This is a genomic window from Streptomyces pathocidini, assembly GCF_001418495.1.
In the GTDB taxonomy this organism is placed as follows: Bacteria; Actinomycetota; Actinomycetes; order Streptomycetales; family Streptomycetaceae; genus Streptomyces; species Streptomyces pathocidini.
Map to the genome: position 1 here is coordinate 1 of NZ_LIQY01000325.1, position 10678 is coordinate 10678.

At 75.8% G+C, this 10678-nt stretch carries 6 protein-coding genes; 4 read left to right on the forward strand and 2 right to left on the reverse strand.

Annotation, left to right across the window (positions count from 1 at the left end; genetic code table 11):
* Positions 1 to 61: 61 nt before the first annotated feature.
* The 4 genes from AOK16_RS29295 to AOK16_RS16265 all read left to right on the forward strand — a co-directional run.
* A partial coding sequence (locus AOK16_RS29295) for a cupin domain-containing protein (RefSeq protein WP_478072197.1) occupies positions 62 to 392 on the forward strand: 331 nt, incomplete at its 3' end.
* Positions 393 to 671: 279 nt separating this feature from the next.
* Positions 672 to 2426: a non-ribosomal peptide synthetase gene (locus AOK16_RS16255; protein WP_079101451.1), complete on the forward strand. Its 1755-nt coding sequence runs from the start codon at positions 672 to 674 to the stop codon at positions 2424 to 2426.
* On the forward strand, positions 2423 to 8740 hold the full coding sequence (locus AOK16_RS16260; RefSeq protein WP_157859233.1) for a condensation domain-containing protein: 6318 nt from the start codon (positions 2423 to 2425) through the stop codon (positions 8738 to 8740). The genes AOK16_RS16255 and AOK16_RS16260 overlap by 4 nt, the downstream gene beginning before the upstream one ends.
* Entirely contained in the window at positions 8737 to 9474 is a 738-nt protein-coding gene (locus AOK16_RS16265; protein WP_055472963.1) for a thioesterase II family protein, read from the forward strand. The genes AOK16_RS16260 and AOK16_RS16265 overlap by 4 nt, the downstream gene beginning before the upstream one ends.
* Positions 9475 to 9582: 108 nt before the next feature.
* On the opposite strand, the gene AOK16_RS16270 is transcribed toward AOK16_RS16265, so the two are convergent.
* Positions 9583 to 10125, reverse strand: coding sequence for a class I SAM-dependent DNA methyltransferase (locus AOK16_RS16270; RefSeq protein ID WP_055472964.1), 543 nt, complete (start codon positions 10123 to 10125; stop codon positions 9583 to 9585).
* Between the two features lie 157 nt (positions 10126 to 10282).
* The coding region (locus AOK16_RS16275) for an ATP-binding protein (RefSeq protein ID WP_169790902.1) at positions 10283 to 10678 on the reverse strand (396 nt) is incomplete at its 5' end.

A 10678-nucleotide genomic window follows, 5' to 3' on the forward strand; every position in this document is an offset into this window, starting at 1 on the left:
GCCGGCGCGCACCACCTGTGCTCCCGCACTTCGGCATACGACTCCCCTGTGGAGGTGACCCATGGACGTCACCGCACTCATCGACGCGGTCTCGCGGACCAAGAGCCAGGCCGACGAGCTCACCCGCCGGCAGATCATCGATCAACTCTCCGGAGCCCTCGCGAAGTTCACCACCTCGCCGGAGAACCAGCGCTTCGCCGAGAAGTACCGCCCGAGAGGGAACTACACGCGGCTGCTGCTGAATTCCCCACAGGACGCCTACCAGCTGGTCCTCGTGTTCTGGGGGCCGGGGAAGGGGAGCCCGATACACGACCACGACGAGACGATCGGCGTGGTGGGTGCCCTCACCGGCGAGACCAAGGAGATCAAGTACGCCGTCACCCGGCACGAGGNNCTGCCCGGCGACGACCAGCAACTGCACCTGATGGTCAACGAGGAGCAGCACTGGGCGGCCACCGTCCACGTCTACCTCACCTCGATCCACCACTACCGGCAGTACGAGGCCGCGCCGGGCGGCGCCTTCCAACTGGCCGAGACCCCGCTGTGGTTCGACGAGTGGGAAGTCGGGCGCAGGATGCCCACCAGCACCCGCTCCTGAACTCCCCAAGGGCCCGCCCGGGCTGGGCCGGGCCCCCGCCCCCGGCCGACCGGGGGCCGCCCAGGACCGCCGTATGCCCGGTCCCGCAGAAAGCCGTACGCCGGTCCCGCAGAAAGGGGAAGCGATGGACCTGCTGGACGCCGTGGCGCGCCAAGTGCGCCGGGCTCCGGACGCCGTGGCGCTGACCGACCACCGGGGCGCCCGGTTGACGTACGCCGAACTCGGTTCCCGCGCCCGTGCGGCGGCGGGTGCCCTGACGGCTCTCGGCGTGGGCCCCCGGGACCGGGTCGGGCTGGTGCTGCCCCGCACCGCGGATCTGTTCGTGCTCGAACTGGCCGTGCTGCTCGCGGGCGCCTGCTTCACGCCGCTGGACCAGTCCCAGCCGCCGAACCGGTTGCGCCTGCTGCTGGACCGCGCCGCGGTGGCCCTGCTGGTCACCGACGACGAGCAACTGGCCGCGTCCGGCGGCGTCCCCGCTGTCCGGCCCGACGCGCTCGCCCGGGGCGGCTCTCCGCGGCTCGATCCGGGCGCCCGGCCGGAGGACCCCGCCTACTGCCTGTTCACCTCGGGATCGACGGGGCCGCCGGTGGGCACCCTGATCAGCCGTGCCGCGATGGACGTCTACGTCACCGCGTACGCCGTGCTGGTCGGCGCCTCGCCGCGCGAGGCCGGCGCCCAGATCGGCTCGCCCGGGTTCGACGTGACCATCGACGAGCTCTGGCCCTTCCTGAGCACGGGGGCATCCGTGCACATCGCGTCCGACGCCGACCGCTCGTCGCCGCGGGCGCTCGTGGACTGGCTGCGGGTCAACCGCATCACCCAGACCTACATCCCCCCGCTGCTCCTGGAGTCGATCTTCCGCCTGGACGGCGCGGACCTGGGCGACGTAAGGCTCATCCGTACCGGTGGCGAGCGCCTCGCCGCCTATCCCCCGCCGGGCTTCGCCAGCCGCGTCCTGAACGAGTACGGGCCGACCGAGACCGTCGCCGGCGCGGTGTTCTGCGACGTCTCCGCGTGGCACGACCGGGGCATCCTGCCGCCGATCGGCACACCGCTGCCGCACATCAGGGCCAGTGTCCGCGGCCCGCGGGGCGAACCGGTCGCACCGGGCACGCCGGGTGAGCTGTATCTGGGCGGTCCGACCGTCGGGATCGGCTACCTCGGCGACGCCGAGCGCACCGCGCGCAAGTTCGTCGAGGTGGACGGGGAGCGCTGCTTCCGCACGGGCGACCTGGTCCGCGAACTGCCGTCCGGCGACCTGGAGTTCCTGCGCCGCCTCGACGACCAGGTGCAACTCCTCGGCAGGCGCGTCGAGTTGGGCGAGGCGGAGAGTGCGGCGGCCACCCATCCCGCGGTCCGGCGGGCGGCGGTGGCCGCCCCGACGGACGAGGCGGGCCGCGCGGAGCGGCTGGTGTGCTTCGTGGAGTGGCACCCCGGGCACGGTGACGCCGACGCCGCCGGCCTCCGCGCCCATCTGAGCCGCCTGCTGCCCGGCTACATGGTGCCCGCCGAGGTGCATGCGGTCGACCGGTTGCCCACGACCCCCTCGGGAAAGGTCGACCGGCGGGCGCTGCTGCTGGCCCGGTCGGGTCCGCCGCACCCGGCACCGACCCCGCAGGAGCTGGTGCGGGTCTGGGAGCGGGTGCTGGGCGTCACCGGTCTCACCGTCCATTCCGACTTCTTCCTGCACGGCGGTGACTCAGCGCGCGCGGTGACCGCCGTGACCGAGATCGGCCGACGCCTGGGCCTGCGGGTCACCGCGCGCGACGTGTTCGTCCACCCCACCCCAGCTGAGCTGGCCGAGCGGCTGGCGGAGGAGACCCGGTGAGAGACCCGGTGAGCGCGAGCCCCGTGCTCGACATGGTCACGGCCACGGCGACCGCCCACCCCGGCGCGACGGCCGTCGTCCAGGGTGAGCGGTCGCTGACCTACCGCGAACTGGCGGCGGCCGTGCCCCGGTTCGCCGAGGCGCTGGGCCGCACGGGCGCGTCCCCCGGTACGCACGTGCTGCTCGCCCTGGACAACCGGCCCGAGTTCGCGGTCGCCTACTTCGCCACGGCCGAGGCGGGCTGCACGGTGGAGGCCATCGATCCGGACCAGCCGGAGGAGGTGCTGCGGCGGCGGCTGGCCGAGAGCCGCCCGGCCGTGGTGGTCACCTCGGCCGGACACCCCGTGGCCGCGCTCGCCGACTGCCCCGTCCTCGCCGTGGACGGTCCCCTCCCCCGGACTCCGCCGGGCACGCCGCACCCGCCGTCCGGGGCGGACGGCCCCTGGGTGACCGCGCTCTCCTCCGGCTCCACCGGCGAGCCCAAACGCGTCCTCCGCACCCAGGCCCACCAGGTCGCGGAGGCGGGCAACACCACCGCGACGGCGGGCATCACCGCCGAAGACGTCCTGCTCTGCCCGGTGCCGCTGTTCCACGCGCTCGGGCAGTTCTGCTGCCTGCTGGCCGCGGTGCGTTCCGGCGCCACGCTGGTGCTGCCGGACCGGAGCGCGGGCGCGTCCTCCGTGGACGCCGTGGTGCGGGCGCTGGCCCGGCACCGCGTCACGCTGCTGATCGCCGTGCCCCAGCTCTTCGACGCGCTGGCCGACCTGCCCGCCGAAACCCCCGTCGAACTGGGCGCGGTACGCCTGTGCCTGTCCGGGAGCAACTTCCTCGACCCGGCCGTGGCACGGCGCTTCGAGGCGCGCTTCGGCCTCCCCGTCCGCCAGACCTACGGCAGCACGGAGGCGGGCAGCGTCTGCTGGGACGTCGGTGGAGAGCCCTCCCCCGGCACGGTCGGCAGACCACTGGAGGGCACGCGAGTCCAGGTGGTCGACGAGAGCGGCGCTCCCCTGCCGCCCGGCGCCACGGGCGAGATCGTTGTCTCCGGTCGAGCCGTGGTCAACGACCCGGGGAGCGGCCACCACAGGACGGGCGACCTGGGCAGCCTGGACGCGCACGGCAGACTGACCGTCGTCGGGCGGTCCCGCGTGCTGATCGACACCGGTGGGCACAAGGTCAATCCGGTCGAGGTCGAGCGGGTGCTGGCGGACCACCCGCTGGTCGCCGACGCCGGGGTGGCCGGCGTTCCGCTGCCCGGCCGAGGAGCGCTGCTCGTCGCGGCGGTACGGCTCCGCGACGGCGCACGGGCCGAGCCCGCCGAGCTCCTCGCGCACTGCGCACGGCGCCTGCCCTCCCACGCGGTGCCCCGGCGCGTACGCGTGGTGGCCGAGGTGCCGCGCACCCCGCTGGGCAAGGTCCGCCGCGCGGCGCTCGCCGCCCTGCTCGCCGACGAGCGGGGCGAGATGGAGCCGGGCGTACGCGAGCGGCTGGCAGCACTGCCCCCGGAGCGGCGGCACGCCGCGGTCAGGGACCACCTGTGCCGCAGCGTGGCCGAGGTGGTGGGAACGACACCCGGCGCGGTGGACCCCGGGGCCCCGGCCCGGGCGGCGGGTGTGGACTCGCTGGCCGCGCTGCGGCTGCGGATGGCCGTGCACCGGGAGCTGGGGGTGAGGCTGCCGCTGCCCTCGATCCTGGGCCCCCGCGCACTGCTGGAGCTGGCCCACGAGGTCGGCGAACGGCTCGACGGGCCCGGGGCCGACTCCGACCCGGTGCCTCAGGGACCGGTCGAAGGCCGGTTCCCGCTCGCCCCGAACCAGCTCTCGCTGTGGCATGCCGAGCAGCTGGACCTGGGCGGGTCGGCCTACGTGGTGGCCTTCGCCGCGCGCCTGGTCGGCGGCTGCGACGCGGAGGCACTGCGGCGGGCGTGGACGACCCTGGCCCACCGGCATCCGGCCCTGCGCACCGCCTTCCCCCTGCGCGACGGGTCCCCCGTACAGCACGTGGCCGCCGAGGCGCGGGTGGACTTCGCGGTCGTGCCGGTGCCGCCGGCCTGGGAACACACGCACCGCGAGGACCTGGTCCGCTCGGCCTTCGAGCCCTTCGACCTGACAGCGCGGCCACCGCTGCGCGTCCGGCTCTACACCGGACCGCCCGGAGGGCCGGTGCTGGTGGTGTCGCAGCACCACCTGATCACCGACTACTGGTCCATGATCATCATGCTGCGGGAGCTGGCGGTGCTCTACGCGGCGGAGAGCACCGGCGGCGAGGCGTACCTGCCCGCGCCCGCGAACGCCTACTCCGACTTCGCGGCATGGTCGCTCACGCGGGCGGGCACGCCCCTGGGCGCCGAGGGCCTCGCGCACTGGGTGCGGCAGCTGACGCCCCCGCCCCCGCCCGCGGATCTGCCCACCGACCGGCCGCGTCCGGTGGTGCGCGGGCAGCGCGGCGCCGCGCTGCGCGCCGACCTGCCGCGGGCGCGGGTCGCCGCCGTCCGGGCGTGCGCCCGCGCCAACGGGACGACCCCGTTCGCCGTGCTGCTCGCCGTGTTCCACGTACTGCTGCACGCCTGCACCGGACGCGCGGACAGTGCTGTCGGGGTGAACACCGCCAACCGCGAGAGGCCCGAATTCGCCGACGTGCTCGGCTACTTCGCCAACCCCGTGGTGCACCGGGTCCGCCTGTCGGCCGACCAGTCGTTCTCGGCCCTCCTCGACTCGGTCACCGAGACGCTGCTGGCGGGGCTCGAGCACGGGGATGTCACTTTCGAGAGCCTGCTGGGCCCGGTGGGCGTACCCCGCGACCGCGGGCGCGCCCCGCTGGTCGAGGTCGGCTTCGGGCAGAACACCGCGCACGACCCCGCCCTGGGCGAGGTGGGCGAGTTGCTGTCGGCCGACCGCGACGGGGTCCGCGTGCCCCTGGGCCAACTGACCCTGGAAACGGTCGCGCTGGGCCGCACGGGGGCCGTCTACGACCTGGCGGGCGCGGTCTTCGAGGGCGACGACTCGATCTCGATCACCTGGGAGTACGACGCGGACCTGTTCACCCGGGCCACCGTGAGCCGCTGGGCGGCCCGGTTCGAGGCCCTGGTGGACACCCTGCTGGCCGCCCCCGACGCCGAGTTGGGCACACTGCCCGCGCCCGGCGCCGAGTCGGCGGCACGGTCCGCGCCGGCCCCGGGCCCGGGCCGCCCCGCTCCGGCGCGCCCCCGCGAACCGGTCACCGACCGCGTACGGCGGTGGGCCGAGGCCGACCCCGCGGCTCCGGCGGTCATCGACGGCGCGGACACGGCGACGTACGGCGAGATCGACCGGGCCGCGGGCGTGGTGGCGGCCGCGCTCGTCGCACACCCCGGCCTCGCCCCCTCCGCGGTGGTGGCCGTGCGGGCCGAGCGGCCGGCCGACCTGGCCGCCGCGTGCCTGGGGGTGCAGCGTGCGGGCCTGGTCTGCGCCCCCCTCATAGAAGGCGACGACTCCGTGGTCGCCGCCGAGTTGTCCGGGTTACGGGTGTCGGCCCTGGTGGACATGGCGGGGAGCGCGGCCGTCCCGGAGACGCCCGTGGTGCGCCCGGACGCCGGCGTTCCGCGCGTCGGCGCCCCGCCCGCGCCCACGGCGGAGCGCCCCGCCGATCCCCGGTCTCCCGCGCTGGTGGTGCGCACCAGCGGCACCACCGGGAGCGCCCGTCCGATGGTGCTCACGCACCGGGCGCTCGCCGGCGCGGTGCGCGAGGGCGAGCGGGGTGGGGGCGAGCGGGGCGAGGTGCTCATCGCCCGCGGCCCGGCCGATCGGCTCGCGGTCGACCTGCTCACCACCCTCGCGGCGGGGAACGCCGCGGTGCCCCTGGCTCCCGCCGCGCGGCTGGCGGCGCTGGCGCGCGGGCGGGTGGCCGTCTCGGCCGCGGTCACCCCCACCGAACTGGGCGACCTCCTCTCCCGTCTGGAGGAGCACGGCGGCACCCTCGCGGTGCGGACCCTGGTGGTCGGCGGCGAGACGCTCGGCTCGGACCTCGTGCGCCGCTGGCGGTCCCACGCCCCCGGCGGCCGTCTCGTGCACGCGTACGGCGGCATCGAGTGGGGGCCGGCGGTGTCCGAGGAAGAGGTGCCCGCCGACCACCTCGCGGGGGCCGCGGAACCGGTCACGGGCATCGTGTCCGTGGGCAGGCCCCCGGCAGGTTCGCTGCTGTGCGTGGTGGACCCGTGGGGTCGCGCCTGCCCGGCGGGCGTGCCCGGGGAGATCTGCGTCGGCGCGGAGGAGGCGTCGGCACCGGTCGGCGCGGTGCGGGAGGCCCCCGCACTCCCGCACCCGCTGCTTCCGGATGCCCGGGTGCGGCGGACGGGAGACGCGGGGATGGTCCTGGAGGACGGGAGGCTGGTCGTCCTCGGCCGTGTCGCGGAGATCCACTCCGAGGACGGCTACCACCGCGCCCCGGCACGGGTCGAGCGCGTGTTGCGCGGCCACCCCGCCGTACGGGCGGCCACGGTCGTTCCAGGGGGCGGAGCCTGCGGGCCCACTGCGGTGGTGGAGACGAACGGGAGCGTGTCCGAGAGCGGGCTGATGGACCGGTTGCGCCACGAGATACCCGCTCATCTGCTGCCCGAGCGGCTGCTGTTGCGGGCGAGGTTGCCGAGGACCCCGGACGGCAAGGCAGCGCGGACCTCCCCGATGCCGGCGGCCTCCGGCGCCGAGGCGCCCGCGCCCGCCGAGGACCCGACCGCCGAGGAGCCGGCCGCCGCGGCCCCGACCGCCGAAGACACGACCGCCGAGGGCATGACCGAGGTCGAGGCGGCGCTGGCGAGCGTGTGGCGCGAGGTCCTCGGCATCGACCGCATCGGTCTGGACGACGACTACTACGCGCTGGGCGGCGACTCGGTGCAGGCCGTGCGGATCGCCACCAAGGCCGCGGAAAGGGGGCTGCAGGTCACCCGGCGGCACCTGTTCACCCACCCGACCATCCGCTCGCTGGCCCGGGTCACCACCTCGGCCGCCGGGGCGACCGCCGTGAGCACGAGTTTCGCCCGGCGCCGGGCCATCCCGCCGACTCCGGTCCAACGCTGGTTCTTCGAGCTGGAGTTGCCCGACCCGGGCCACTGGAACCAGTCGGTCGCGCTGCGGGTGCCGCACTCCCTCCCCTCGGAGGCGCTACGGGACGCCATCCGCGCGGTCGCCGACCACCACGGCGTCCTGCGCCATCGCTTCCGCAAACGGGAAACGGGCTGGGAGCAGGTCGGCGACCCGACGGCGCAGACCGTGGACCTCGAGGACGTGGCGGCGCACGGCGACGAGGCCGTGTCCGCCGCGATCGGCCGGGCCAGGCGCGCTGTCGACCTCGCCGCAGGACCGCTGCTGCGCGCCACTCTCATCCAGGACGGGGCGGACCGGCGGCTGCTGGTCCTGACCGCGCACCACCTCGTCGTGGACGTGCTGTCGTGGGCCGTGCTGCTGGACGACCTGCGCCTGGCCTGCGCCCACCGCGCCGCGGGAGAACCTGTCCGCCTGCCCCCGGTGCCCGTCGCCTACGACCAGTGGGCGCGGTCTCTGCGCAGCCACGCCGACGCCCTCGCCCGGCGCGCCGACCTCACGGCGTGGCAGGACTCTCCCGGCACGGCCCTCCGCCCACCGCCCACCACGTACGAGAGCGGCACCCGCGTCATCGGGCGCACGCTCGACCCGGCGCGCACCGGCGCCCTGCTCAACGGACTGCGGGCGAAGGGCGCGCACCCGGCCGACGCCGTGCTGGCCGCGGCGGCGGGCGCGGTCGCGGCCGATCTGGGCTGCCGCGCGGTCCGCGCGGTGGTGGAGCTGCACGGCCGTGAGGAGGCGGTCGACGGCGGGGACGTGTCGCGGACGGTGGGTTGGTTCACGGCGCTGGCCCCCGTGCTGGTCGACGCCGCGGCGGATGCCGAGCCGCGCAAGGTGCTCGACAGCGCCCGGGCGGCCCGCTCGCGCGCCGGCCTCGAACACGGCCTGCTGCGCTACGGCACCTCGGACACCGCGGTGCGCGCCCGGCTCGCGGGAGCGGACCGCCCGTGGGTGAGCGTGAACTACCTGGGGGAGCTCGGATCGGTGTTCACGGGTGCGCGGGATCGGGGCGAGGACGGCCTGGTGGAGGTCCCGCTGCCCGATCGGGGCGACCGGGGTCCGGGCAACCCCAGGCCGTTCCACTGGGAGTTCAGCGCGTACACGAAGGGGGGCGAGTTGACGCTGCGGCTGGCGTACGCGGGTGACGAGGGCCGGGCGGTACGTCTTCTGGACACCGCTCGCGCGTACCTCCACGCCCTCGCGGGAGCCCTGGGCACAACGGAGCGGAAGGGGTCGCGGTGAGCGAGAACTGGCTGGTGGACCTCGTGCCCGCCGAGCGGCCCGGGCGGGTGGCGTACCTGTTCCCGCACGCGGGCGCGGGCGTCAGCGCGGTGCTGGCACTGGGCCGCGCCCTGCTGCCGGACCTCCACCCCGTGGCGGTCCGCCTGCCCGGTAGGGAGTCGCTGCTGGACGAGGAGCCGATCTCCGATCTCCCGGCGCTGGCCGAGCAGTTGGCCGGCGCCGTCCGCGCGCACGCGGGCGGAGCGCAGATCGTCCTCTACGGCCACTCGTCGGGGTCGGTACTGGCCTACGAGACGGCCCGCGCGCTGGAGCCGGAGAGCCCCCTCCTGCTCGCGGCCTCGGCGCAACAGGCGCCGGGGACATCCGTCCGGACGGCCGCCGGCTGCTGGGACCGCCCGGACGAGGAGTTCTTCGCCCAGGTCGTGGCGGACGGCTATCTGCCCGCAGAGCTGCTGGCCGCGCCGGACGTCCTGGAGATGGTGGCCCCGGCTCTGCGCGCCGACTACCGGGCGACTCACGAACACCTCACCGGAGGGGTGCGGTGGACACCCGTGGCGGCACCGATCCTCACCATCCGCGGCACCGAGGACCGTACCGTCGCCGAGGAGGACGTCGCGGCGTGGTCGGGGCTGACGACGGGCGGGCACACGACCGCGCTGATCGCCGCGGGGCACAACCTGCTGCGCGACCGTCCTGCGGAGTTGGCCGATGCGCTGCGGAACGCGCTGCCCTGAGCGCCGACCCGGCAGCGGGCGGCCGGACAGCCGGCGAGCCGGCGGCAGGCGGTCAGGCCCGAGCGGTCGACAACCGGCGGGCGGGCGGTCAGGCAGCGGCGCCGCCGGTCAGGGCCTGCGGTGCACCGAGACGGCGTACTCCCCGCCGGCGAAGGGGTCCCGGGACCAGGTCGCGTACCGGGCTTCGAGGGCGAGGCCCGCCGCACGGCAGTGGGCGTCGTAGTCGTCCAGCGTGTAACCGCGGTCCAGGGAGAACCCGGCGACGAGACGGCCGGACGGACGGACGTGGCCGGCCACCCCGGCCACCAGGGCCGGTTCCGTTCCCGGCGGGGTGAACAGGGGCACGTTGCCCGCCATCACCACGACGTCGAAGGACCGCCCCAGCGCGAGTCCGACCAGGTCGCGCCGGTGCCAACGGATCTCCGGCGCCAGGCGCCGGGCGGTGGCGAGCATCGACGCGTCGACGTCCACGCCCGCCACGCAGATCCCGTGGCGGGCCAGCTCGATGGCCACCCGGCCGGTGCCGCAGCCCGCGTCGAGGACCGTGGCGGGCTCGAAGGAGCGGACCAGTGCGGCCTCGCCGTGGACGTCTCCTCCTTCGGCGGCTATGTGGTCGAACCTGGCCTGGTACTCGTCTCCGTTCCACGTCATGCGGTCACCGTGGCACATGCGCCGCTCCGGCCGCAGGCCGATCCCCGATACCGCCGCCACCGGGCCCGGCGGAGCGGACCTCACGGTTCGCGTTCCCCCCGGTGGAGCCCCGGTCGTATCCCCCCGGAGGGCCTCGGCGCCTGCGGAGTCCGAGCCACTAGCGGAGTTCGAACCAGACGGACTTGCCGCGGGCGGTGTGGTCCACGCCCCACTCGCTGGACATCAGGTGGACGAGTTCGAGGCCGCGGCCGTCCTCGTCCTCGGGCGAGGCCGTGCGCCTGCGGGGCATCCGGCGGCTGCCGTCCTCGACGCGGCAGCGCAGGGCGGGGCGGCGCTCCAGGGTCAGTTGCAGGGGGCCCTCGGTGTGCCGGAGGGCGTTGCCGACGAGCTCGCTGACCAGCAGTTCGGCGGTGTGGGAGAGGTGGTCCAAGTGCCACTCGGCGAGCACGGACCGTACGGCGCTGCGGGCGCGGCGGCAGGCGACCGGGTCGCCGGGCAGCTGCCAAGGGCCCGCGATGCGGGTGTCCTGGCGGGGGACTGCGGGGATCTGGGC

Coding starts and splice junctions, on each gene's coding strand:
- AOK16_RS16270 (WP_055472964.1), bottom strand. CDS start 10,125: ATGACGTGGAACGGAGACGAGTACCAGGCCAGGTTCGACCACATAGCC.
- AOK16_RS16255 (WP_079101451.1), top strand. CDS start 672: ATGCCCGGTCCCGCAGAAAGCCGTACGCCGGTCCCGCAGAAAGGGGAA.